This window comes from Caulobacter vibrioides OR37, from assembly GCF_000372645.1.
GTDB classification, from domain to species: Bacteria; Pseudomonadota; Alphaproteobacteria; order Caulobacterales; family Caulobacteraceae; genus Caulobacter; species Caulobacter vibrioides_E.
This window is the reverse complement of sequence record NZ_APMP01000006.1, coordinates 80,577-102,722: the sequence shown is the minus strand read 5'-3', so window position 1 is coordinate 102,722 and position 22,146 is coordinate 80,577. Positions and strand designations below refer to the sequence as shown.

Here is a 22,146-nt window from a genome sequence, read left to right as displayed (position 1 = left end):
TTAGGCGATCGCGCGCCCGCGGCATGGCTCCGCGGGCGCGCAACGGCCTGAAAGGATCATCGATGGCGATCAGCCTCCGCGACCCGCCTCGCTTCTTTCGCCGCGCTTATCGCGGTTTTCGCGCGTGGTGATGCCCGCCGCGAGCCGGAACGACGTTTCGCGCACGGTTTCGACTTTCCCGGCCGTGAGCCTGCTTAGGATCGAGCCGCTGAACGGCGGCTGGGTCCTGTTCTGTGATCGGAACGCGCTGGCGCAGATCTTTCGCTCGGGCGCCGAGGCCGAACGGCAGGCGCGCCGTCAGGCGAGGGTGCTGGCGTCTTGCGGGTTCGTCCCCCGGCTGGCGGTCGTCGATAGGGCGGGGAACCTCACCCGCGTGCGGCTTTAGATGGCCCTTAGCATCGACCTCGAAGCGCTATGTCCGCGAGACCTGGGACGCCATGATCAGGAAGAGAATTGTCGCCCGTTGGACGCCGCCAGGAACGAAACGCGATGGAGGCGGCGGTCAGGATCTCGGCGGGGGCCATGTCTCGACGCGAACGCCCATTTCGCCTCGACGTCGCCTTGGGAGCGGCGGATGATAGGGGCCGGGATGGGGCTCGCTGATTGGACAGGGCGAGTGATGAAAAGGGCGGTTCCGCGTCGCAATCGAACCCGGCGTGACGCCCCATGCTAGCCGTTGTCCCCGAACGGCCCGTGGAGAAGGCTTATCTTCGTCGGTTGAGGCGCTTTGGTCCGCTCCTGGACGAGGACGCGGCCGCGCTCGAGGCCCGGCTCGGCCGGATCGAGGCTTACCCAGCGGGGAGGGACCTGGATAGCGCCCGCGCCGCGCCGATGTTCCTGCTATCGGGCTGGGCGTGTCTGGCCCATTCGCTGCGCGACGGGCGGCGACAGATCGTGGCCTTCCTGCTGCCTGGCGACGGGATCGGGTTCGACCTGCTGACCCGTTCCCAACACGCCGTCCAGGCCGTGGCTCTGACGCCCTTGCGAGCGCGGTCCACCCAGCCTGGCTTCTCTCCCGCCAGCGAGGGGCTGAGCCGAGCCCTGGCCGGCGCGGCGGCCGCGCAGCAGTCGCGACTGATCGACCAGATCGTGCGCCTGGGGCGACAGACCGCCTACGAACGCATGGCGCATCTGCTGCTTGAGCTGCATGGCCGGCTCGCGGAGATCGGCGAGGCGCGCGGCGAGAGTTTCCATCTCCCGATCAAGCAGGAGGTTCTGGCGGACGCCCTGGGCCTCAGCCTCGTGCACGTCAATCGCACCCTGCAGCAGATGCGACGTGATGGGCTGATCGATATGCGCGGGGCGCAGCTAACCTTGCTGAACCGCGCGGTCCTGGAAGCCGCGTCCGATCAGAGCCGGTCTTAGGCTGGCCATGAACATCCAGACGATGACCGCCCGGAAACGGCGATCAGCGCCGTCGCCTGGCGGAAGGCGAATGCGCTGGCGCGCCCTAGCGTCCGGAAGGGGCGCTCAAGCGCCGTCAATGTCTGAAAACTGGCGGGGGCCCAAAGCCTTGAACTTGCTTTGGGCCCCCATGGTGCCGCCGGGCAGGATTGAACTGCCGACCTCAGCCTTACCAAGGATGCGCTCTACCACTGAGCTACGGCGGCGACGAGGAGGGGGCGTATAGCGAGGAGAATCGCGAACGCCAAGCCCAAAATCGTCTTGACCGAAGAACTTTGTCGCCGCACCCCCGAGACATGCCGATCAGCCACGACCCATCGACCCGCGAAGCCAAGCTCGCCGAAGCGTTGCGCACCAATCTCCGGAAGCGAAAAGCGCCGGCCCGCGGGAGTTTCGATGAAAACACGGCGGCGCTCGAGGCCGCCAAGCTGGCGCCCAGACCCTACGGCGTCGTTCGAGAATTGCTGGGGATAAGTCATGGCGACGGCGAACGCGTGGCGTTGACGGTCGAGATGTCGGCGCCGTTTCGAGCGCCGGATTCGAGCGAGTGGGCGGTGGCCGTGCGCCTGGTCGGGGACGGCGGGCAGTTCGACACCGAGGCCGGTAAGGCGGCTTTCGGGCGGGATGGGCTTTCGGCGACGCGCAAGGCGATCGACCTGGTCCAGGTGGCCATCGATCTGGCCAGCATCACCCACGACCTGCGTTGGCCGGAAGACGAAGCGCCCTACGACCTCTCCGCGCCAATTTAGACGTTGAAGGCCTTGCAAGCCCTCTTGCAACCGATAGAACCCGCTCCTCACATGTGAAGCGCGCCGAGAGCCCCACCTCCGCGCGTTCGAGGGACCTGAATGGATCGCATCGCCATCACCGGCGGCGCGCGGCTGAACGGATCGATCCCGGTCAGCGGCGCCAAGAACTCGGCCATCAAGCTGATGGCGGCCAGCCTGCTTACCGACGAGCCGCTGCGCCTGACCAATATGCCGCGACTGGCCGACACGCGGTTCCTGGGCAAGCTCTTGGCGCGGCTGGGCGTCGAGGTGACCGAGCGCGACGGCGCCGACGGCCAGGAGACGGTGCTGCACGCCGCCGAGATCACCAGCGGCTTCGCGCCCTATGATCTGGTTCGCCAGATGCGGGCGTCGTTCAACGTGCTGGGTCCGCTGGTCGCGCGCTCGGGCCAAGCCAAGGTCTCGCTGCCGGGCGGTTGCACCATCGGCGCGCGCCCCGTCGACCTGCACCTGCAGGCGTTGGAGGCCCTGGGCGCCAAGATCGATCTGCACGAGGGCTATGTCTACGCCCAGGCCCCGCGCGGCCTGAAGGGCGCCGAGATCGTCTTCCCGATGGTGTCCGTCGGCGCCACCGAACACGCCATGCTGGCGGCGGTGCTGGCCGATGGGACCACCGTGATCCGTAACGCCGCCTGCGAGCCGGAGCTGGCCGACCTGCAGGAATGCCTGAACGCCATGGGCGCGAGGGTCGAGGGCGCGGGCACGCCGACCATCACCATCAACGGCGTGTCACGCCTCGCGGGCGCGACCCATGCGGTGATCCCCGACCGGATCGAGATGGGCACCTACGCCGTCGCGGCCGCCATGGCTGGCGGGGAAGTGCGACTGACCAACGCCCGACCGGGTCTCATCGACGCCCTGCTTCGCAAGCTGGAGGAAGCCGGCGCCGGCGTCGAGGAGACCGCCGACGGCTGCATCATCCGGCGGGGCGACGAACGCCTGAACGCGGTCGATATCGAGACCGCGCCGTTCCCCGGCTTCGCCACCGACCTGCAAGCCCAGTTCATGGCGTTGATGACCACGGCGAAGGGCGAGAGCCGCATTCGCGAGACCATCTTCGAGAACCGCTTCATGCACGCGCCGGAGCTGATGCGTCTGGGCGCCGATATCTCGGTCTCGGGCGGCGAGGCGCGCGTGCGGGGCGTGGAGCGCCTGGAAGGCGCCGAGGTGATGGCCACCGACCTGCGCGCCTCGGTCAGCCTGGTGATCGCCGGGCTGGTCGCGCGCGGCGAAACCACGGTCAGCCGCATCTATCACCTGGATCGCGGCTTCGAGCGTCTGGAAGAAAAGCTGGGCGCGTGCGGCGCTCAGGTCCGTCGCATCAAGGGCGACGGCGAGCCGGAGCTCTGATCGATGGCGCCAACCGCCAAGCCTCTTCGCCTGCTGGCGCACGACGCCGACGACCTCGCGGTGCTGTCGGCCGCCCTGCAGGACGCCGTGGCCAAGATCGGCGACATCCGCTGGGACGCCCAGGCGCGCACCCTGACCATGGCCTGCAACCGCTTCCGCTGGGAAGCCGCCAAAGGCAAGTCGGGGGAGCGGGTGCGATCGGCGTTGCAGTTCGGCGATGTCGCCGGGGTCCAGGCGCGCAATCTGCGACGTGACGCCAAGGGCGCGGTCGTCGAGCTTCTCTCGATGGGCTTCGAGCCCGCCGAGGAGGCGCCGGCCGGCGTCGTCACCCTGACCTTCGCGGGCGGCGGCGACATGCGGGTCTCGGTCGATTGCCTGGACGTCGCGCTGGCCGATGTCTCCGAGCCGTGGACGACGCCGCGAACGCCGGGGCACGCCGACTGAAGGACGGGCTCCGAGCCTGGCCGCGCTGGTCCGGACGCGACGCTGCTCCGCCTCGCGACCCCCGGACGGCCCTCGAAGCGACGATGCGGGTAGGGTCGCGGGCTTTCTGACTTGCCTCCCCGCCAAAAAACCGCATCTAGCAGGCCATGCGCCGCTTCTCCTTCACCGACTCCGATTTCCAGGCCGCCTTCAGGGCTTTCCTCGATGAGCGCCGTGGTTCGCCGGCCGACGTCGACGCCGCCGCGGGCGAGGTCCTTCAAGCGGTCAAGGCGCATGGCTTGGAGGCCGTGCTCGACTATGGCCGTCGCTTCGACAAGGTCGAGCTGACCGCCGAGACGATCCGCGTCTCTCCGGAAGAGATCGAACAAGGCTGGGCCCAGACGCCCGCCGAGGTGCGCGAGGCCATCGCCTTCGCCGCGGCCCGCATCCGCGCCTATCACAGCCGCCAGCGCCCGGCCGATCAGGCCTGGACCGACGAGGCCGGTGTCGAGCTGGGTTGGCGCTGGACGCCGCTCGAGGCCGTGGGCGTCTACGTGCCCGGGGGCCGCGCGGCCTATCCCTCGACCGTGCTGATGAACGCCGTGCCCGCCCAGGTGGCCGGCGTCGACCGTATCGCCATGGTCACCCCGCCGGGCAAGCTGCAGCCAGCCGTACTGGCCGCGGCCAAGGAAGCGGGCGTCACCGAAATCTGGCGCGTCGGCGGGGCTCAGGCCGTCGCGGCCCTGGCCTATGGCGCGGGCCCGATCCAGCCGGTCGACAAGATCGTCGGCCCCGGCAACGCCTATGTCACCGCCGCCAAGCGGCGGCTCTACGGGGTGGTCGGCATCGACGCCCTGGCGGGACCGTCCGAGATCGTCGTCGTCGCAGATAAGAACAACAATCCCGACTGGATCGCCGCCGACCTGCTCAGCCAAGCCGAGCACGATCCGGCCGCCCAGTCGATCCTGATCACGGACGATCAGTCCTTCGCCGAGGCTGTCGAGCGCGCTGTCGAGGAGCGCCTGAAGACCCTCGCCACCGGCGTTGACGCCGCGGCCTCGTGGCGGGACCACGGGGCGGTGATCATCGCCCCGCTGGATGAGAGCCCGGCCCTGGTCGACGCCATCGCGCCCGAGCACGTCGAGTTCGCGACCGAGACGCCCGAAGCCCTGTCGGATCGCGTCCGCCACGCGGGGGCGATCTTCCTGGGCCGCGTGACGCCCGAGGCGATCGGCGACTACGTGGCGGGTTCGAATCACGTGCTGCCGACCAGCCGCGCGGCGCGCTTCCAGTCGGGCCTGTCCATCTATGACTTCATCAAGCGCACCTCGATCGTGAAGTGCGACGCGGCGTCCTTCGCCGTCCTGGGACCGCATACGGTGGCGCTGGCCGAGGCCGAAGGCTTGCCCGCGCACGCCCTGTCGGCTTCAGTGCGGTTGCGTTCCGACGATTGACGGGCGAACTTCCGGCCACATGACCACCCACGAACGCGCCCAGCATTCCATCAAGTCGATCGAGATCGACGAGGACAGCCTCGCGGCCGCTTCGCGCGACCAGGAACAGGAGCGTCAGGTCGCGATCTTCGACCTGCTGGAGGGCAACTATTTCGAACCCGCCGAAGCCGGCGGCGGTCCCTATGACGTGCGCCTGTCGCTGATCGAAAACCGCCTGGCCTTCGACATCACCGGCCCTGGCTACGCGCGCCGGCATCTGCTGTCGCTGTCCCCGTTCCGAAGCGTGATCAAGGATTACTTCCTGATCTGCGACAGCTATTACGCGGCGATCCGCAACTCGACGCCGCAGCAGATCGAGGCCTTGGACATGGGCCGGCGCGGTCTGCATAACGAGGGCTCGTCCTTGTTGCGCGAGCGTCTGGAGGGCAAGGTCAAGACCGATCTGGACACCGCCCGCCGCCTCTTCACCCTGATCTGCGCGCTGCACTGGCGAGGCTGATCCCTTGGCCGCCCAGCTGCCGGACGCGGTGCTTTTCTCCTGCAACTACAATCGCGTGCGCTCGCCAATGGCCGAAGGGCTGTTCAAGCGCTTCTACGGCACGCGGGCGTTTGTCGACTCCTGCGGTCTGAAGGCGGATCCGGACGGGGAGGGGATCGACCCCTTCGTCGTGGCGGTGATGGACGAGCTGGGCCTCGACGTCTCCGACCACAGGCCCAAGACCTTCGCCGAGCTGGAAGATGACAGCTTCGACGTCGTCATCTCGCTGACGCCCGAGGCGCAGCACCGCGCCGTCGAGCTGTCGCGCGACCGCGCCGTCGAGATCGAATACTGGCCGACCCACGACCCCACCCTCAACAACGGTTCGCGCGAGGCGCGGCTGGAGGCTTATCGAGAGGTGCGCGACGCCCTGGCCGAGGCGATCCGGCGACGTTTCGGGGCGCCATCGACGTTTGGGGGATAATTGCGTTATAGAGGCGCCTTCGCCGCGAAGGCCTCGTCCCGACTCGACCGTCGGGCGCACCCTCGCGGCTACGTGATTCGTCCCTACTGAGAGGCCTGATGGCTAAGGAAGAACTGCTCGAGTTTCCCGGCACGGTCAGCGAATTGCTGCCGAACGCCACGTTCCGCGTGAAGCTGGAAAACGACCACGAGATCATCGCGCACACCGCCGGCAAGATGCGCAAGAACCGCATCCGCGTGCTGGCCGGCGACAAGGTCCTGGTCGAGATGACCCCCTACGACCTGACCAAGGGCCGTATCACCTACCGCTTCAAGTAATCGCCGATGATGGCTCCCCAGCCGGCGCTGGTGCTGGCCAGCGCGAGCCCTCGGCGCCTCGATCTGCTGGCCCAGGTCGGCGTCACGCCCGACCGGGTCGACCCCGCCGACATCGACGAGACGCCCCTGCGCGACGAGATCCCGCGCAAGCACGCCTTGCGCCTGGCGCGGGAGAAGGCGCGGGCGGTCGCGGCCCGCGCGCCGAACGACTATGTGCTGGCCGCGGACACCGTCGTGGCGGTCGGCCGCCGCATCCTGCCCAAGGCGGAAACCGAGGCTGACGCGCTTTACTGCCTGAAGCTGTTGTCCGGCCGAAACCACAAGGTGCTGACCGGCGTGGCCCTGATCGCGCCCGGCGGCCGCGAGGCCTCGCGCCTGGTCGAGACCAGGGTCGGCTTCAAGCGGCTGTCCGACGCCGAGCGGGACGCCTATGTCGCCAGCGGCGAGTGGCGGGGCAAGGCCGGCGGCTATGGCGTCCAGGGTCTCGCGGGCGGCTACATCACCGAGTTGAACGGGTCCTATCCCAGCGTCGTGGGCCTGCCGCTCTATGAAACCCTGAACCTGCTGTCGGGCCTGGGCTATCGTCCATGAGCGAGCGCCGGGCTTATCTCCATAAGGGCGTCGGCGAGACGGTCGGGGTCGTGACCCTGGACGGCCGCCCCGAGCGCCTGTTCGTCTCCTGGCCCACGGACGATCCCCTGGACGCCGAGGGCGTTCGTGGCGTGGCGCGGATCAAGAGCGTCGAAAAGACCTTCGCCTCGGCCTTCGTGGCCCTTCCGGGCGGGCGGGACGTCATCCTGCCGATCAGGCCCGACATGCCCAAGTTGGTCGAGGGGGGTCTGGTCGAGATCGAGATCAAGACCGCCTCTCGCCGCGACAAGGCCGCCGTGGCCCGCTTCGTCGGGGAGGGGGCGGGCGAGCCGCGCGTGCTGGCGGCCGCGCCAAGCGTCGAGGAGCGTTTGCGACAGGTCGTGAAGGCTGGATCGCCAACGACGGGCCAGCCGGCGCTTCTGGCCGTGGAGGAAGCCGAGAGCGACGCGCTGGCGACCGTCTTTGGCCTGCCGGGCGGGGGCGATATCGCCGTTGAGGAAACCCGCGCCCTGACGGCGGTCGACGTCGATCTGGGCGGCCGCGACGCGACCGATTCGAAGCGAGCGGCCCGGCAGGCCAACATGGCGGCGCTGAGCGTCGCGGCGCGGGTTCTGCGTCTGAAGGGACTGGGCGGCATCGTCGTCTTCGATCTGGTCGGACGCGGCCACGACGGCCAGGCCCTGACGACCGCCGCGCGCAACGCGTTCGCGCCCGATAACCCCGGCGTGGGAATCGGGGCGATCAGCAAGTTCGGAACGCTGGAGATGATCGTGCCGCGCCGCGCGCCGCCGATTCTCGATCGGCTGCTGACCCCGACCGGGGCGGCGAATCCCCGACATGCCGCCCGGCGCCTGGCGCGGGCCCTCGAACGGGAGGGAAGGGCCGATCCTGGCGCTCGCCTGGAAGCCCGTTGCGCGCCGGCCGTCGCCGAAGCGTTCATGGCCGAGCTGGACGCCGGCGTCGCTGAGCGCCTGGGCCGCAGGTTCGCGGTCTCGCCCCAATCGGATTGGCCTGCCGATCGCCTGGAGGTGCGCGTCCCATGAGCACGGGCTGTCCCATTTGCGGCAAGCCGGTCGATCCGGCCTTTCGCCCCTTCTGCTCCAAGCGCTGCGCCGACGTGGATCTGCAGCGCTGGCTGAGCGGCCGCTACGTCGTCGAAGGCGGCGAGGACGACGACGAAAATCCCCTGTCCGGAGACATCAACAGGGAATGACAAAAGGGCGCTGGACTTCCTTTTCAGCCTCCCCTATAGAGCCGCTCCTCGCTTGACGGCGAGGCCGCCGAGGCGGCCCTGGTCGTCGTAAAGCCCGAGTGCCTGGGTAGCTCAGTTGGTAGAGCAGCGGATTGAAAATCCGCGTGTCGCTGGTTCGATTCCGGCCCCAGGCACCACTTTCCTTCCTCGTTCATGGCGCGTTCGGGCCCGGCCATTTGCTGGTCGTAGCTTCGCCATGGCGGCGTCGGCGCCGGCTCGCCCCGCGACTTGACCGTGACGCCCGTGGGCCCATCTGCCGCCAGGACAGGCGCCTTTCTTCATCGACCGGCGTTTTGTTGCTATGCTGCGATGCAGCAGCGCAATTCTCGTTGCCAGGGAAAAACCGTCCTTATTTCCGGGATTTCCTTTTGTGCGGCGCAGTAGGCGGCGAGGGGCTGGGCCTTTTACGACGATTTTGTGCCTAAATGATCCCCTTGACGGTGCGAAAAGGGGTTGCCAAAGGACCACAGCCGCAATTCTAACATTGCGGTAAGACCGGAGCCCGAAAGGGCCTCGGTCGCACGCGCTTCGAAACGATCCTTCTGGAGGCCTAGTCCTCGCGAGGGGCGTAACGGGTCGAGCGCAGCGAAGCGGGTCCGCTGGAGAAAGAGCGATCGATCTCCGGGCGGGCTATTCAGAGTTAGGGTGGAGACGCTCTCGCGCGACGACCCTCGGTCCAAACGTGCTAGACCAATCAGGAACTGGCGACAGATGCTCGACATTAAACGGAAGACCCCCCTCATCGCTCTCATCGGCGCCGTGGCGCTGATGGCGAGCGCCCCGGCGTTCGCTCAGGACGCCAAGCCCGCCGCTCCGGCCGCCGCTGACGCCGCCGCCAAGCCGGCCGACGCCGCCGCCGCTCCGGCCGCCGCGGCTCCGGCTCCGGAAGCCCCGCCGGCCGACGTCGCCGCCGCCGAAGGCGGCAAGAAGGGCGGCTCGCTGACCCCGGTCGGCATGTTCCTCGCCGCCGGCGCCGTCGTTAAGGTCGTCATGATCGGCCTGCTGCTCTCGTCCGTCTTCTCGTGGGTCCTGCTGCTCACCAAGATTTTCGAGTTCGCCGGTCTGAACAAGCAATCGGACAAGTTCCTGGAAGCCTTCCGCGGCGCTCGCTCGATCGCCGACATCGCGCGCATCAGCTCGTCGGAAGAATTCGAAGGCAACCCGATGGCCGACATGGCCGCCGCCGCCTCGCAGGAAGTCGAACTGTCGCGTCAAGCGGGTCTGGCCGTCGCCGGCGAGCACCGCGACTCGACGCTGGCTCGCGCCACCTACGCCATCAACGCTGTCCAGTCCTCGCTGGCCAAGCGTCTGTCGGGCGGCATGGTGTTCCTGGCCTCGGTCGGTTCGGCCGGTCCGTTCATCGGTCTGTTCGGTACGGTTTACGGCATCATGACGTCGTTCATCGGCATCGCGAACACCAACACGACCAACCTCGCCGTCGTGGCGCCGGGTATCGCTGAAGCCCTGCTCGCCACCGGTATCGGCCTCTTCGCCGCTATCCCGGCCGTTATCTTCTACAACTACTTCCAGACCCGCATCTCGGGTTACGGCACCCGCTCGGAAGGTTTCGTCGCTGAACTGATGAACGCCATCTCGCGTCAGCTCGACAAGGGGGCGTAACACCCATGGCCGCCAAACTCTCAGGCGGTGGGGGCGACAGGTTCAACGTCGAACAGAACAGCGACATCAACGTCACGCCCTTCGTGGACGTCATGCTGGTGCTCCTGATCATCTTCATGGTGGCCGCTCCGCTGGCCTCCGTGTCGGTCGAGGTGAACCTGCCGCCGGCGGTGGCGAAAGCAACTCCCAACCCGCCGAAGCCGATTTACATCTCGATCAAGCAGTCGGGTCAGATCTTCATTGGGGATTTTCCGACCACGGTCGACGAGATGGGTCAGGACCTTGCCAAGAACATTGGCAAGCGTGACCCGGCTCACGAGCGCGTTTTCATCCGGGCCGACGAAAAGGTTCGCTATGGGGCTTTCATGGAGGTGATGAACACCCTCCAGGATAACGGCTTCTATAGCGTGGCTCTCGTTGGACGGGATGCTAACCAGTAGGGGTGATGCATGGCTGAACAACAAACGCCCGAGCATCGCCACTACGATCCGCTCACTTCGGAAGGTCCGCGTCGCAAAAAGGGCATGGGGCCGTTCGGCATCGCCCTCCTCGTGGTGCTGGGTCTGCACGGACTGCTCTTCGCTTACCTCGCGAAGCAGAAGTTCGAAGCGGTGTTCCAGGAGTACTCGGACGACGCGGTGAAGGTGGAGCTGCCTCCGCCTCCCCCGCCGCCGCCGCCGCCTCCGCCGCCGCCGCCGCCGACCAACGAACCGCCGCCGCCTCCGGCCGTGGTGCAGCCCCGTCCTCCGGTGGCTCCGCCCCCGGATGTGACGCCGCCGCCGCCGCTGCCGATCCCGCCCGTTGAAAAGCGCGTGGAAACGACGGCTCCGCCGGTGATCTCGCAGGCTCCGCCGGTGCCGACGAATCCGCCGGCTCGCGCCTCGGTCATCACCCGTCCGGACTGGGCCCGTAAGCCCAGCGCGGAAGACATGGCTCGCTACTTCCCCGACCGCGCTCAGCGGATGGAAGTCAGCGGCAAGGCGACCCTGTCGTGCTCGGTCACGGCCAAGGGCACGCTGGAAGGCTGTTCGATTGTTAGCGAAACCCCGGCCGACATGGGCTTTGGTGACGCGGCGATCAAGCTGGCCCGCCTGTTCCGGATGAAGCCGAAGACCCTCGACGGCGCGCCCGTCGACGGTGGTCAGGTGACGATCCCGCTGGTGTTCCAGGTCCCGCAATAGGTCCTGGTTCCAGGCGAAAGCTCGGAAACGCCCCGGAGTTCGCTCCGGGGCGTTTTTCTTGTGGAGACGCGGCCTTCGGGCGAAAATCGTCCGCATCGGCGCTTGATCCCGAGGGCTGATCCGACTAAAGACGACGCCTCGCGATGAGCCGGCTTAGCTCAGTTGGTTAGAGCGCTAGATTGTGGATCTAGAGGTCCTCGGTTCGAGCCCGAGAGCTGGTACCATCGCAAGTCCTTGAAAAGCCCGGGTTCGCCCGGGCTTTTTGCTTTTTGGCTCGGGTCTTGGCCAGGCCGGAAAAGCGACGGAAAGGTGGACGCGACCGGATTGAGCGGCCACCCTGGGCCTTCCGGGATCGCGGAGGGCGAAGTCCATGCGCTGGATGACAATCGCGCTAGCCGAGATGTGGTGGTCGTCCGCGCGAACGAAGCGCGACTGGAGCCGTCAAGCCAGGCCTTGGTCTCAGTTTCGGCCTATTGTGACGTCTATCAAGGTTGGCGCGGTATCGAGTCGATCGCCGTCGGCTTCCTGCCCTTGTTTGGGGGAAACGGTCTGGAAGGTCTTGTGAAGGGTCTGGGAGCCAGGATCGCACATCCACCGGCGCGCGGCGGGCGGTCGCCGGCCGTCTCGATGCGAGCGGACAGGGCGCGCGCGGTCAAGGCTGGACCCCGCGGCGCTTCGAGCATCGCCCCTTCTAGCCGCGACGCCGCCCGCGCGCCGGACAAACACTCCCGCATGGCAGGGACGTGTCTTGACGCCGCGAGGCGTGGTCTGGCCGTGGCGGCGGCGGGCCTAGCCCTAGGCGCGGCGCTGGTCCGCCCAGCCTGGGCGGGCGATCCCTCGCTGGAATACGCCATCAAGGCCGACTACCTCTACAAGTTCACGCCGTTCGTCGAATGGCCGACGACGGCCTTCGACGGGCCGGTCGGGCCATTCAAGCTCTGCGTCGCCGGACAGGATCCGTTCGGCCCGGTGGTCGATGAGGCGGTGCGCGATCATAAGGTGGGCGACCATCCGGTCATCGTCATTCGCCTGAAGACGGTGGACCGAGGGGCGCCCTGCCATCTTCTGTTCCTGGGCCGCTCGCGCCTGCAGTCGCCCCGGCGGATGCTGGCGGCGGTGGACGGCCAGCCCGTGCTGACCGTCGCCGATGACCGCTTCCCGACCAAGCGCGCGATGATCCAATTCGTCCTCATCGACGGGCATGTCCGCTTCGAGATCCGCTCCGCCGTGGCCCAGGTCAGCGGTCTCGCCGTGAGCTCGAAGCTAGAGGCCCTTTCGGCGACGACGAAAGGAGACGGGCGATGATCGGGAAGGGCCAAAAGCCGCGCGGCCCGCGTCCGGTCCTGACCGTCTCGATGGCCGTCGGTCTGGCCATCGCCATCGTCCTCGCGGCCTTCGTCATGGCGTTGTACAACGAGCGTCTGAGCGAGCGGGATCGGGTCCGGCAGGCGGCCGTGCAGGTCCACATCCTGGCCGGCAGCGTCGCCGCGCCGCTAGCGTTCGACGACCGCGCCGCCGCCCGCGAATATGTCGACGCCCTCAGCTCCAATCCCGACGTGGAGGCTGTCGCCGCCTACGACATGCGGGGGCGTCTGGCGGCGAGCTTCCTACGCGGCGGGGAGGCTCTGCCGACCGCCAACACCGTCGGCCCGCCGCGTGTGGAGGGCGCCCGGCTGGTCGTCACCTATCCGGTGACCGAGGGCGAGACGGTGCTGGGTTCGGTCTATCTGCGCACGGTGCTGGAGTCGCCCGCTCGGCGGGCGATGCGCTACGCGGGCTTCGCCCTGCTGATCATCATGGCCGCCCTGCTGGTGGCGGTCCTCGGCGCGGCCAATGCGCGCGAGGCCGAGGCCTTCCGCAAGCTGCGGGCCGAGATCCGCGAGCGGGAGAAGGCCGAGGAGGCGTTGCGTCAATCGCAGAAGATGGAAGCCATGGGCCAGCTGACCGGCGGCGTCGCCCACGACTTCAACAATCTCCTGATGGTGGCCTCCAGCGGGCTGGACCTGATGGACCGCACGACCGATCCCGCGCGCCGCGAACGGCTGCGCCAAGGCATTCGCCAAGCCATCGACAGAGGCGCCAGCCTGACGCAGCAGTTGCTGGCTTTCTCGCGCCGCAGCCCCCTGAAGCCGGAGGTGGTCGATATCGGCCGCCGCTTGGCCGGGATGCACGCGCTCCTGGATCGCTCCTTGCGCGAGAACGTCACGGTTGAGGTCAAGCTGGCGCCCGATCTTTGGCGGATCGAGGTGGATGCGTCCCAGCTGGAGGTGGCGGTGCTCAACATCGCCATCAACGCCCGCGACGCCATGCCGGACGGCGGCGCGATCACGATCGAGGGGCGCAACGAGCCCTCGGGGCGGCCGGACGGCGTCGGAGACATGGTGCGCCTGTCGATCCGCGACACCGGGGTTGGCGTGGCCCCGGAAATGTTGAGCCGGCTGTTCGAGCCGTTCTTCACCACCAAGGAGGTCGGCAAGGGCACGGGGCTCGGCCTGTCGCAGGTCTATGGCTTCGCGCGCGCCTCGGGCGGCGAGGCGGGGGTGGACAGCGTCCTGGGTCAAGGCACCACCATCTGGTTGCGCATCCCGCGCTCGACCAAGGCCGCGCCGGCCGAACCGGCCCCAGCCCCGCCGGTCAGGGCCAATCCCGAGGGGCGTCAGCGCATTCTGCTGGTCGAGGACGACGACAATGTCGCCCATCTGGTCGAGGAGATGCTGCAGGAGCTGGGTTACGAGACGCGGCGCGTCGCCGCCGCCGCGCCGGCGCTGGACCTGCTGGGAGCGGGCGAGATCTTCGACTTGGTGTTCAGCGACATGGTGATGCCCGGCGACATCGGCGGCCTGGATCTGGCGCGGGAGATCCAGCGTCGGTGGCCGCGCCTGCCGGTGATCCTGACCACGGGCTACAGCGCCGCGGCGACGGCGGCGTCTGGCGAGGGGCGGCGGGTGCTGGTCAAGCCCTATCGCATCGAGGCCCTGGCCAGCGAGCTGGAGGCGGTGCTCTCCGGAGGCGGACGGCCCGCCTAGATCCCGTCGGCGACCCGACTCTGGAACGCGACGCGCGCCCCGCGTGTTGCTTGGCGGTCGGGGTTACCGAGGGAGCATGTTCATGGCCGCCGCCGCCAAGAGTTCGTCCGCGAAATCCAAGTCCGCCAAGCCGCGCAAGGCGACCCGCCGCACGGGCACGCGCGATCCACTGGCCATCCGCCTGCTCAAGCAGGACCACCGCGAGGTGGAAAAGATGTTCGACGAGTACGAGCAGCTGGAAAGCGACAGCGAAAAGCAGGCGCTTTTCGACAAGATCGCTCTGGCGCTGAAGGTCCATACGCGGATCGAGGAAGAGATCCTCTATCCGGAAAGCCGGGGCGAGGTCGAGGACGACCTGATCGACGAGGCCTATGTCGAACACGATGGGGCCAAGAAGCTGATCGCCGAGATCGAGGCGATGAAGCCTGGACAGGAATTCTATGACGCCAAGGTCAAGGTGCTGGGCGAGTACATCAAGCACCACGTCAAGGAAGAGGAGCAGCCCGGCGGCTTCTTCGCCCAGGCCAAGAAGGGCGACGAAGACCTGGAGGCCATGGGCGAACGCCTCAAGGCTCGCAAGGAAGAACTGATGACCCAGATGGCCGGCAAGGCCGCTCACTGACGGCTGGACCTCCCCCGCGGCGCGGGGGAGGTCCGCTATGTGACGATCCCCGCCAGCCGCCCCGCTTGCCTCAGGTCCGCAACGAACGCGGCATAGGCTTGGGCCTTCTTGGTCTCATCCGGCAGACGCAGCAGGAACGAAGGGTGATACGTCACCAGGCCCTGCTCCCGATCGGATAGGCGGAGCGGCTTGCCGCGATTGGCCGCGATGGGCGTCGGTTCGCCGATCACGCCCAAGGCGGCGGTCGCGCCCAGCATCACCACGACGCGCGGACGCAAGAGGCGGCGTTCGGCGTCCAGCCACCAGCGGCAGGACATGACCTCGCCCCGATCCGGCGTTTTGTGCAGCCGCCGCTTCCCGCGAAGCTCATGCTTGAAGTGTTTCACGGCGTTGGTGACGAACGTCCGATCGCGCGGCACGCCCGCTTCGGCCAGCGCCTTGTCGAACATACGCCCCGCTGGGCCGACGAAAGGGTGTCCCGAAAGATCCTCTTGGTCGCCCGGCTGCTCGCCAACGAACATCAGCGGCGCGTGCTCCGCGCCTTCGCCGGGCACGCCTTGGGTCGCGTCGCGCCAAAGCTCACACCGGCGGCAGAGATTCACGCCCGCCGCGACCTCGCTCAAGCGCTTCGGGATGGCGCCCTCATAGGAAGCGTCCCGCGCGTGGCGCAGGGCCGCTTTCAGCACCCGTTCGGACGGTTGGCGCGGCGTCGATGCGACCATGGCCGAGGCGCGCTCCTGGGCGGTTTCGATCATGTGTGGAATGAGGGCCGCCTCGGGCAAGTTCCGCCAATAACGTTTCGGCATCTCCTGACGCATCTGTTTTGGGTTCAGGCGCGCGGGGTTGAAGATCGAGGCGTAATAGGTGCGCCAGAGGTCTTCCTGGGCGTCTTCGCTGGGCGCGTCGGCGGGATCCACGCCCTCGGAGACCGTCAGCCTTTCGCGGTCCCAGGCCACGCAGGCGTCCGGCGTCAGAATCGTCCAGTCCATATTGGTGAAGCGTCGCGCGAAAAACGGCGCGACCGCCTCGGTCACGCGATGAGCGGGCTGGAACCAGGCCGCGTAGGACTCGGTCTTAGCGTCCTCCAGGCGTCGAAAACGGATAAAGGCCTTCATCTTGTGGGCGGCGCGACTGACGGCCTTGGCCATGTCGCGCGCGCGAGTCATGTCGGGGTCGGCGGGATTGTCGATCAGTCGCGGCTCATGCTCCAGCCGCCACAGAATGCGGTAGAGCAGCGCCAGGCGGTCCGGCGCGCGGTTCAAGATGACCTGTTCCGCCAGCCCGACGAACGCCGCAGGAACGGTGAAGCCGGGCGTCTGGCGCGCGGCGTCGGCCGGTTCCTGGTCGAACAGCTCCCGTTCGACCGTCCATACCACCGCCCTTGGCTCCACGCCCTCCGCCCGCAGCGACCGGGCCGCCGACCGCCAGCCGGCGAAGTCGATCTCGGAGGCCAGCCGCGCCACGCGCATCAAAAGAGACTCAACTGCCGAGGCTGGACGAACCTCGCCTTCAGGCTCTCCTGGTCGACCAGGGCGCCGGGCGTCCAGTCGGCGGTGATCAGGAACGCCTTGGCGCGTTTAAGGACGGCGCCGACGCGTTTCAGGTCGTCCAGGGTTAGGCGCGTCATCCGCCGCGCCGCCAGGATGCGCTCGACGGTCTTGGCGCCCAGGCCTGGCACGCGCAGCAGCATTTCCTTGTCGGCGGTATGGACGTCGACCGGAAAGCGCCCGCGATGCCTCAACGCCCAACTGGTCTTGGGGTCGACGGCCAGGTCCAGGTCCTCGCCCTCGGCGATGATCTCGGGCTGGGTGAAGCCGTAGAACCGCATCAGCCAGTCCGCCTGGTACAGGCGATGCTCACGCAGCAGCGGCGGTCGCATCGACGGCAGGCGTTGGCTGGAGTCGGGGATAGGGCTGAAGGCGGAGTAGAAAACGCGCCCGAGGCGATACGCGCCATACAGATTGGCGCTGCGGGCCAGGATGTCGCCATCCCTGGCGCTGTCGGCGCCGACGATCAACTGGGTCGACTGCCCGCGGGCGAAGGTCCGCCGGCCAGCTTTCCGCGCGGGTTCGGCGTGCTCGTCTATCGCCAGCCGCATGCGGCCCATGGCCCGCTTGATGTCGGTCGGGTCCTTTTCGGGCGCGAGCGCCTTCAGGCTGTCGTCGCGCGGCAGCTCGATATTGATCGACACCCGATCGGCGTAGAGGCCAGCCTGGGCGGTCAGCTCCGGCGAGGCTTCGGGGATAAGCTTCAGGTGGATATAGCCCCGGAAGTCGTGATCGAGCCGCAGCGCCTTGGCGACCCTGACCATCTCTTCCATCGTGTAGTCGCCGGTGCGGATGACGCCCGACGATAGGAATAGGCCTTCGATATAGTTGCGCTTGTAGAAGCTCAGGGTCAGGTCGACGACTTCCTTGACGCTGAAGCGGGCCCTGGGCGTGTTCGAGGACACGCGGTTGATGCAGTAGGCGCAGTCGTAGATGCAGAAGTTGGTCAGCAGGATCTTCAGCAGGCTGATGCAACGACCGTCGGGCGCATAGGCGTGGCATATGCCCATGCCTTCGGTCGAACCTATGCCGCGACCGCCGATTGAATTGCGTTTTTCCGCGCCGGAGGAGGCGCAGGACGCATCGTACTTGGCGGCGTCGGAGAGAATGGCGAGCTTGCGCCGGAGATCGAGAACGGCCATTGGGGAATGGTATCGTTCTTGTTTTGTTCTTTAAAGTCCTCACGCGCGACGATTTTCTAAAAAAGCGTCGCGCGTGACGGAAAGCGTCGGGAAGCGGCCGCTCGCGCGCCGCTTCCCGCCAAAGGCTTAGCCGTTGACGGCGTCCTTCAGTTGCTTGGCCGGCGTGAAGGCGACCTTCTTGCTGGCGGCGATTTCGATGGTCGCGCCCGTGGCCGGGTTGCGGCCGGTGCGAGCCGGCTTGGCCTGGACCTTGAACTTGCCGAAGCCGGGGATCGAGACTTCATCGCCCTTCACGGCGGCGTCGGAGATCGACTTGAAGACGCCGTCGATGATGGCCTTGGCTTGGGTCTTGGTCAGCTTGTCGTCGGCGGCGACGGCGGCGTCGACCAGATCGGAAACGTTCATCTTCTCAGCTCATTCCTGTGAATCAGGGAATTGCGAGCCTGCCGAGGCCAATCGCGTTTGTCACCCGTTAGGAAAGGTTAAAAAGCCGATTCACGGGGACAAAACGCCCGTGGAACGGGGTTTTTTACAAATTCACGGCCCTTGGAATGGTCAAGCTTGGGGTGGAGGCCCTAATGGCGCTCTCGCGAGGCGCGTTTTGACGACCCCGCTCGAGGAACGATTCTTCGGCCCGTAGAGGTTGGACGGCGCGTCCGGCGGGTCCCCAAGCGTCCAAGCAAAAGGCCCGCGGCGGGATCGCCGCGGGCCTGAAAAGCCTCGCCAGAAGGAAGGGGTCTTAAGGCGCTTCGTCATCCACCATGGCGCGCACGAGGTCGACGACCCGACGACGCAGGCGGCGATCGGCCAAGCGCGGAAACAGACCCGCCAGTTCCAGACCTTCCGGCGTGGAGACGAACTCGGTCATGCGCTGGGCGAACCCGTCGTCCAGCCCGCCGTCGGTCTCGTCCAGCCCTTCGAAGAAGTAAGACACCGGAGCTTGCAGAAGCTTGGCGGCGTCGTACAGCTTACTGGCGCTGATGCGGTTGGCGCCGCGCTCGTATTTCTGGATCTGCTGAAAGGTGATGCCAAGGGCGTCGGCCACTTGAGTCTGGCTGAGCCCCATCATCTTGCGGCGAATTCTCAACCGAGCGCCCACATAGAGGTCAACGGGGTGGGCCTGATCGGCTGCAGGTCGTTCGTTCATCCGCCTTGTATCCCTCTAACGCCGCGTAGCGGCTCATGCGAGTCTTAACGGGTATAGACCGAGCTTGGCTGCGTCGTCACGTGTGTGTGTGCTCGGAAAGGGGTCTTCGCGCCGAAGTGTCGCGCTTATGGGTCGTATAATTGCTTAAGCTCGCTGATGGCGAGAATATTTTTACCTTTTGTGGCCGTTTCGAGACTTGGATTCAACCTAAGCTTTTCGACATCAGCATCCGTGCGGACTTGACGTCGACGTTCTCGGAAGGTGTTTGCCGGGCATGAAAACAGTATCTGGCGCGCGTATCGCCGTGGCGGGAGCCGGGGCGTTGGGATTGGCGACCGCTTTGCGCCTGGCGCGCATGGGGTTCGCGGTGACGGTGTTCGAACCCGCCGCGCCCGGCGACAATGCATCGGGCGTCGCGGCCGGCATGCTGGCGCCGGTCAGCGAGGCGCTGTTCGACCCGCTGTCGAGCGCGCATCTGGCCCTGATGCGACGGGCGCGCGATCTCTGGCCGGACTTCGCGGAGGATCTGGGCGTCGAACTCGCGCGGACGGGCGTGCGGCTGGAGGGCGCGGAGACTTGGCGCGCTCGTATCGCCGAGCGCCTCACGACGCTTGGCCTTCCGGACCAGGAGACGATCTCCGAGGACTGGCGGATCGAGGCCCGTCCTGCCCTGGCGCGCCTCCGCGACGCGATCCTGGCGGCGGGCGGTCGGTTCGAGGCCGTGGCCGTCGAGGCCTTCGCGCCCGGCGAGTTGCGGCGCGCCGACGGTGGCGCCGAGGTGTTCGACATCCTTGTGCTGGCCACCGGGCCGGGGGCGCGCGACGGACGGCTGGCGCCGGAAACCGCGATCTTGGCGCCGATCAAGGGTCAGATTTTGCGCGCGACGCCCGTGGATGAGGCCGTGGAGGTGGTGCGGGGCGAGGGCGTCTATCTGGCTCCCGGCGAACGCGTGGCCATCGGCGCCACGATGGAGGTCGGCCGCGACGATCTCTCGCCCGACGCTTCTGCGACCCAAGGCCTGCGGGCGGCGGCCTGGGCGCTGCGGCCGGCCCTGGATCTGGACGCGGCGCAGGTCGAGGTCGGGGTGCGGGTCACCACGCCCGACGGCCTGCCCCTGGTCGGGTGGAGCCGTTCGCCCGGCGTGATCCTGGCGGTCGGCGCGCGCCGGAACGGCTGGCTGCTGGCCCCGCTTGTGGCCAACATGGTCGCGGCGTATGTGACGGGGGACAACCCGGGTCCCGACGCCGTCGCGATGGACGCGCGCCGCTTCGAGGAGCCCGAGACCTAAAGAAGCAAAGCGCGCAGGGGAGTACGGCCGGATGTCCGGATTCTGGTTGACCGACGAGCAGGAAGCCATTCGCGAGGGGGTGGCTAAGGTTTGCGCCGCCTTCGACGACGAATATTGGCGCCGCACCGACGAGACGGGCCAGTTTCCCGAGGACTTCGTCGCCGCCATCGCCGAGGGCGGCTGGCTGGGCGTGGCGATGCCCGAGAACGTCGGCGGCGCTGGCCTGGGTCTGACCGAGGCCGCCGTGATGATGCAGACCGTGGCCCAGTCGGGCGCGGGCTTCTCCGGCGCCTCGGCCATCCACCTCAACATCTTTGGTCCCATGCCGCTGGTGAAGTTCGGATCGGACGAACAGCGCGAGCGCCTGCTGCCCCGGATCATCTCGGGCGAGGACAAGATGTGCTTCGCCGTCACCGAGCCGAACTCGGGCCTGGACACCTCCAGTCTGGAGACGCGGGCCGAGAAGGTCGACGGCGGCTATCGGCTCAACGGCCGGAAGATCTGGACCACCGGCGCTCAGCGCGCCAACAAGATCCTGATCATCGCCCGGACCACGCCCAAGGATCAGTGCGCCAAGCCGACCCAGGGCCTGTCGTTGTTCTACACCGACCGCGAGAAGATCGAGGCCAAGCCGATCCCGAAGATGGGCCGCAAGGCCGTCGAATGTAACATGCTCTTCATCGAGGACCTGTTCGTTCCGGCCCAGGATCTCGTCGGCGAGGAGGGCAAGGGCTTCCAGTACCTTCTGCATGGCCTCAATCCCGAGCGGGTGCTGTTCGCCGCCGAGGCCGTGGGCCTGGGCCGCGCCGCCCTGGCCAAGGCCGCGACCTACGCGAATGAACGCGTCGTGTTCGGTCGACCGATCGGCCAGAACCAGGGCGTGGCCCATCCGCTGGCCAAGTCCTGGGCCGAGCTGGAAGCCGCCAACCTCCTGGCCTTCAAGGCGGCCGCGCTCTACGACGCGGGCAAGGAGTGCGGCGCCGAGGCCAACGCCGCCAAGTACCTGGGCGCCGAGGCGGGCTTCCATGCGTGCGAGGCGTCCGTGCTGGCGCATGGCGGCATGGGCTACGCCAAGGAGTACGACGTCGAGCGCTACTTCCGCGAGGCGATGATCGCCCGCATCGCGCCCGTCAGCCGGGAGATGATCCTGAACTTCATCGCCGAGCGCGTTCTGGGCCTGCCCAAGAGCTACTAGTTAGGGCGGAATGGCCGGGGCTCGGAAAGAGCGACCCGGCCGCCGTTTCAACGCTGGAGGATGGGCTCAAGCGCCCGCGTTGAACCGGATCGGGATGACGACGGTGGCCCCGTCGACCGCCTCTCCGTTTTCCATCTGTGGCTTCATGCGAAAGAAGCGCGAGACCTTCAGCGCCGCCTTGCCGAAGCCTTCCTCGGCGGGTGTTTCCGACACCACCGCGCAGTCGCGGACCGTTCCGTTCACCGCCACCACGCAGTTCAGGGTCGCCGCGCCCGAGACGCCGCGTCGCTGCGCGCTGTCGGGATAGTAGCGCGCCATGTCTTCGGCCGAGGGCAGCTTCAACCAATTGGCGCGGGTGATCACCTTCGGGGGCGGCTGAGGCGTCGGGGCCGGACCGGGGGGCGAGGTCAGCGAGGCGATCGGACCCGTGGTCGGAGGCCCATCCTGAACGATCCTGGGGTCGGCCGGCAGGGGCGGCGGCGTGTCGACGGTCGTCAGGATGGGGGCGTGAAGCTTCGGCCCAGCCGTGGGCGGAGGCGGCTTGTCGATGGGCGGCGGCGGGGGCGGCGGTTTGCGCTCCAGCGGAACCGTATCGACGACGATGGGCTTGTCATCGACCATGGTCGGCAGCGGCTCGATCCATTTCTGATAGGCCAGATAGCCGATCAGGCCGAGGTGCGCCGCGACCGAGACGGCGAGGCCCACCGCCAGTATTCGAGAGGCTTTGCGGGGTGGAGCGTCCAGGCCGGGAATGCCGGAGCCATTGGGGTTTAGGGCCAGGGCCATGTCGACCATCCTTGGTGGAATTTACAGTCGTAGGATAAGATCAGCACGGGG

The 22,146-nt window shown here is 67.6% G+C and carries 25 protein-coding genes and 3 tRNA genes; 22 read left to right on the top strand and 6 right to left on the bottom strand.

Features of this window, described 5'->3' with window-relative positions:
- Positions 1-184 precede the first annotated feature (184 nt).
- Entirely contained in the window at positions 185-385 is a 201-nt protein-coding gene (locus OR37_RS07470) for a hypothetical protein (RefSeq protein ID WP_131368817.1), read from the top strand.
- A gap of 281 nt (positions 386-666) precedes the next feature.
- Entirely contained in the window at positions 667-1,365 is a 699-nt protein-coding gene (locus tag OR37_RS07465; RefSeq protein WP_004617710.1) for a Crp/Fnr family transcriptional regulator, read from the top strand.
- A gap of 170 nt (positions 1,366-1,535) precedes the next feature.
- Here OR37_RS07465 and OR37_RS07460 read toward each other — a convergent pair.
- Positions 1,536-1,610: transfer RNA gene (locus OR37_RS07460), tRNA-Thr, on the bottom strand.
- 90 nt (positions 1,611-1,700) lie between these two features.
- Here OR37_RS07460 and OR37_RS21790 point away from each other — a divergent pair.
- From OR37_RS21790 to OR37_RS07370, 18 genes are all read left to right on the top strand, one after another.
- Entirely contained in the window at positions 1,701-2,153 is a 453-nt protein-coding gene (locus tag OR37_RS21790; protein WP_004617708.1) for a hypothetical protein, read from the top strand.
- A 99-nt stretch (positions 2,154-2,252) separates the two neighbouring features.
- Positions 2,253-3,542, top strand: coding sequence for a UDP-N-acetylglucosamine 1-carboxyvinyltransferase (murA, locus tag OR37_RS07450; RefSeq protein ID WP_004617706.1), 1,290 nt, complete (start codon positions 2,253-2,255; stop codon positions 3,540-3,542).
- A 3-nt stretch (positions 3,543-3,545) separates the two neighbouring features.
- Entirely contained in the window at positions 3,546-3,986 is a 441-nt protein-coding gene (locus OR37_RS07445) for a DUF2948 family protein (protein ID WP_004617704.1), read from the top strand.
- 146 nt (positions 3,987-4,132) lie between these two features.
- Positions 4,133-5,419: a histidinol dehydrogenase gene (hisD, locus tag OR37_RS07440; protein ID WP_004617702.1), complete on the top strand. Its 1,287-nt coding sequence runs from the start codon at positions 4,133-4,135 to the stop codon at positions 5,417-5,419.
- Between the two features lie 19 nt (positions 5,420-5,438).
- Entirely contained in the window at positions 5,439-5,918 is a 480-nt protein-coding gene (locus OR37_RS07435; protein ID WP_004617700.1) for a UPF0262 family protein, read from the top strand.
- Between the two features lie 4 nt (positions 5,919-5,922).
- Complete coding sequence (locus OR37_RS07430) at positions 5,923-6,381, top strand: arsenate-mycothiol transferase ArsC (protein ID WP_004617698.1); 459 nt, start codon at positions 5,923-5,925, stop codon at positions 6,379-6,381.
- Positions 6,382-6,479: 98 nt separating this feature from the next.
- The gene (infA, locus tag OR37_RS07425; RefSeq protein WP_004617696.1) at positions 6,480-6,698 is read left to right on the top strand and encodes a translation initiation factor IF-1; all 219 of its coding nucleotides are present in this window, start codon (positions 6,480-6,482) and stop codon (positions 6,696-6,698) included.
- A gap of 6 nt (positions 6,699-6,704) precedes the next feature.
- Positions 6,705-7,289 carry a Maf family protein gene (locus tag OR37_RS07420; RefSeq protein ID WP_004617685.1) on the top strand — a complete coding sequence of 195 codons (585 nt, stop codon included), beginning with the start codon at positions 6,705-6,707 and terminating at the stop codon, positions 7,287-7,289.
- On the top strand, positions 7,286-8,332 hold the full coding sequence (locus tag OR37_RS07415) for a ribonuclease E/G (protein WP_004617683.1): 1,047 nt from the start codon (positions 7,286-7,288) through the stop codon (positions 8,330-8,332). Before OR37_RS07420 ends, OR37_RS07415 begins: the two co-directional genes overlap by 4 nt.
- Complete coding sequence (locus OR37_RS07410; protein ID WP_004617680.1) at positions 8,329-8,502, top strand: DNA gyrase inhibitor YacG; 174 nt, start codon at positions 8,329-8,331, stop codon at positions 8,500-8,502. Before OR37_RS07415 ends, OR37_RS07410 begins: the two co-directional genes overlap by 4 nt.
- Positions 8,503-8,602: 100 nt before the next feature.
- A tRNA-Phe gene (locus tag OR37_RS07405) sits at positions 8,603-8,678 on the top strand.
- A gap of 574 nt (positions 8,679-9,252) precedes the next feature.
- Complete coding sequence (locus OR37_RS07400) at positions 9,253-10,161, top strand: MotA/TolQ/ExbB proton channel family protein (protein WP_004617677.1); 909 nt, start codon at positions 9,253-9,255, stop codon at positions 10,159-10,161.
- 5 nt (positions 10,162-10,166) lie between these two features.
- Complete coding sequence (locus tag OR37_RS07395; RefSeq protein ID WP_004617676.1) at positions 10,167-10,601, top strand: biopolymer transporter ExbD; 435 nt, start codon at positions 10,167-10,169, stop codon at positions 10,599-10,601.
- A 9-nt stretch (positions 10,602-10,610) separates the two neighbouring features.
- Positions 10,611-11,342: an energy transducer TonB gene (locus tag OR37_RS07390; RefSeq protein WP_004617674.1), complete on the top strand. Its 732-nt coding sequence runs from the start codon at positions 10,611-10,613 to the stop codon at positions 11,340-11,342.
- Between the two features lie 147 nt (positions 11,343-11,489).
- A tRNA-His gene (locus OR37_RS07385) sits at positions 11,490-11,566 on the top strand.
- Between the two features lie 550 nt (positions 11,567-12,116).
- On the top strand, positions 12,117-12,647 hold the full coding sequence (locus OR37_RS21785) for a YfiR family protein (protein WP_004617672.1): 531 nt from the start codon (positions 12,117-12,119) through the stop codon (positions 12,645-12,647).
- The gene (locus OR37_RS07375; protein WP_004617670.1) at positions 12,644-14,368 is read left to right on the top strand and encodes an ATP-binding protein; all 1,725 of its coding nucleotides are present in this window, start codon (positions 12,644-12,646) and stop codon (positions 14,366-14,368) included. Before OR37_RS21785 ends, OR37_RS07375 begins: the two co-directional genes overlap by 4 nt.
- Before the next feature lie 82 nt (positions 14,369-14,450).
- Complete coding sequence (locus tag OR37_RS07370) at positions 14,451-14,990, top strand: hemerythrin domain-containing protein (protein ID WP_004617669.1); 540 nt, start codon at positions 14,451-14,453, stop codon at positions 14,988-14,990.
- Positions 14,991-15,025: 35 nt separating this feature from the next.
- On the opposite strand, the gene OR37_RS07365 is transcribed toward OR37_RS07370, so the two are convergent.
- The 4 genes from OR37_RS07365 to OR37_RS07350 form a co-directional block, all read right to left on the bottom strand.
- Complete coding sequence (locus OR37_RS07365) at positions 15,026-16,459, bottom strand: UdgX family uracil-DNA binding protein (RefSeq protein ID WP_004617667.1); 1,434 nt, start codon at positions 16,457-16,459, stop codon at positions 15,026-15,028.
- Positions 16,459-17,679 carry a putative DNA modification/repair radical SAM protein gene (locus tag OR37_RS07360; RefSeq protein ID WP_004617665.1) on the bottom strand — a complete coding sequence of 407 codons (1,221 nt, stop codon included), beginning with the start codon at positions 17,677-17,679 and terminating at the stop codon, positions 16,459-16,461. Before OR37_RS07360 ends, OR37_RS07365 begins: the two co-directional genes overlap by 1 nt.
- Positions 17,680-17,805: 126 nt before the next feature.
- Entirely contained in the window at positions 17,806-18,084 is a 279-nt protein-coding gene (locus OR37_RS07355) for an HU family DNA-binding protein (RefSeq protein WP_004617663.1), read from the bottom strand.
- A 334-nt stretch (positions 18,085-18,418) separates the two neighbouring features.
- A complete protein-coding gene (locus OR37_RS07350) occupies positions 18,419-18,826 on the bottom strand; it encodes a helix-turn-helix domain-containing protein (protein ID WP_004617658.1) in 408 nt (135 codons plus the stop codon).
- Between the two features lie 274 nt (positions 18,827-19,100).
- Here OR37_RS07350 and OR37_RS07345 point away from each other — a divergent pair, with 274 nt between their 5' ends.
- Both OR37_RS07345 and OR37_RS07340 read left to right on the top strand, forming a co-directional pair.
- Positions 19,101-20,114, top strand: a complete 1,014-nt coding sequence (locus tag OR37_RS07345) for an NAD(P)/FAD-dependent oxidoreductase (RefSeq protein ID WP_004617656.1) — start codon at positions 19,101-19,103, stop codon at positions 20,112-20,114.
- A gap of 31 nt (positions 20,115-20,145) precedes the next feature.
- Positions 20,146-21,309: an acyl-CoA dehydrogenase family protein gene (locus OR37_RS07340; RefSeq protein WP_004617654.1), complete on the top strand. Its 1,164-nt coding sequence runs from the start codon at positions 20,146-20,148 to the stop codon at positions 21,307-21,309.
- A 66-nt stretch (positions 21,310-21,375) separates the two neighbouring features.
- Here the strand turns inward: OR37_RS07340 and OR37_RS07335 are convergent, their stop codons facing one another.
- Entirely contained in the window at positions 21,376-22,095 is a 720-nt protein-coding gene (locus OR37_RS07335; RefSeq protein ID WP_004617652.1) for an energy transducer TonB, read from the bottom strand.
- Positions 22,096-22,146 lie beyond the last annotated feature (51 nt).

Excerpts from the sequence above, each read along its gene's own strand:
- OR37_RS07465 (WP_004617710.1), top strand. The coding sequence starts at position 667 with ATGCTAGCCGTTGTCCCCGAACGGCCCGTGGAGAAGGCTTATCTTCGT.
- OR37_RS21790 (WP_004617708.1), top strand. The coding sequence starts at position 1,701 with ATGCCGATCAGCCACGACCCATCGACCCGCGAAGCCAAGCTCGCCGAA.
- murA (WP_004617706.1), top strand. The coding sequence starts at position 2,253 with ATGGATCGCATCGCCATCACCGGCGGCGCGCGGCTGAACGGATCGATC.
- OR37_RS07445 (WP_004617704.1), top strand. The coding sequence starts at position 3,546 with ATGGCGCCAACCGCCAAGCCTCTTCGCCTGCTGGCGCACGACGCCGAC.
- hisD (WP_004617702.1), top strand. The coding sequence starts at position 4,133 with ATGCGCCGCTTCTCCTTCACCGACTCCGATTTCCAGGCCGCCTTCAGG.
- OR37_RS07435 (WP_004617700.1), top strand. The coding sequence starts at position 5,439 with ATGACCACCCACGAACGCGCCCAGCATTCCATCAAGTCGATCGAGATC.
- infA (WP_004617696.1), top strand. The coding sequence starts at position 6,480 with ATGGCTAAGGAAGAACTGCTCGAGTTTCCCGGCACGGTCAGCGAATTG.
- OR37_RS07420 (WP_004617685.1), top strand. The coding sequence starts at position 6,705 with ATGATGGCTCCCCAGCCGGCGCTGGTGCTGGCCAGCGCGAGCCCTCGG.
- OR37_RS07415 (WP_004617683.1), top strand. The coding sequence starts at position 7,286 with ATGAGCGAGCGCCGGGCTTATCTCCATAAGGGCGTCGGCGAGACGGTC.
- OR37_RS07410 (WP_004617680.1), top strand. The coding sequence starts at position 8,329 with ATGAGCACGGGCTGTCCCATTTGCGGCAAGCCGGTCGATCCGGCCTTT.
- OR37_RS07400 (WP_004617677.1), top strand. The coding sequence starts at position 9,253 with ATGCTCGACATTAAACGGAAGACCCCCCTCATCGCTCTCATCGGCGCC.
- OR37_RS07395 (WP_004617676.1), top strand. The coding sequence starts at position 10,167 with ATGGCCGCCAAACTCTCAGGCGGTGGGGGCGACAGGTTCAACGTCGAA.
- OR37_RS07390 (WP_004617674.1), top strand. The coding sequence starts at position 10,611 with ATGGCTGAACAACAAACGCCCGAGCATCGCCACTACGATCCGCTCACT.
- OR37_RS07375 (WP_004617670.1), top strand. The coding sequence starts at position 12,644 with ATGATCGGGAAGGGCCAAAAGCCGCGCGGCCCGCGTCCGGTCCTGACC.
- OR37_RS07370 (WP_004617669.1), top strand. The coding sequence starts at position 14,451 with ATGGCCGCCGCCGCCAAGAGTTCGTCCGCGAAATCCAAGTCCGCCAAG.
- OR37_RS07365 (WP_004617667.1), bottom strand. The coding sequence starts at position 16,459 with ATGCGCGTGGCGCGGCTGGCCTCCGAGATCGACTTCGCCGGCTGGCGG.
- OR37_RS07360 (WP_004617665.1), bottom strand. The coding sequence starts at position 17,679 with ATGGCCGTTCTCGATCTCCGGCGCAAGCTCGCCATTCTCTCCGACGCC.
- OR37_RS07355 (WP_004617663.1), bottom strand. The coding sequence starts at position 18,084 with ATGAACGTTTCCGATCTGGTCGACGCCGCCGTCGCCGCCGACGACAAG.
- OR37_RS07350 (WP_004617658.1), bottom strand. The coding sequence starts at position 18,826 with ATGAACGAACGACCTGCAGCCGATCAGGCCCACCCCGTTGACCTCTAT.
- OR37_RS07345 (WP_004617656.1), top strand. The coding sequence starts at position 19,101 with ATGAAAACAGTATCTGGCGCGCGTATCGCCGTGGCGGGAGCCGGGGCG.
- OR37_RS07340 (WP_004617654.1), top strand. The coding sequence starts at position 20,146 with ATGTCCGGATTCTGGTTGACCGACGAGCAGGAAGCCATTCGCGAGGGG.
- OR37_RS07335 (WP_004617652.1), bottom strand. The coding sequence starts at position 22,095 with ATGGCCCTGGCCCTAAACCCCAATGGCTCCGGCATTCCCGGCCTGGAC.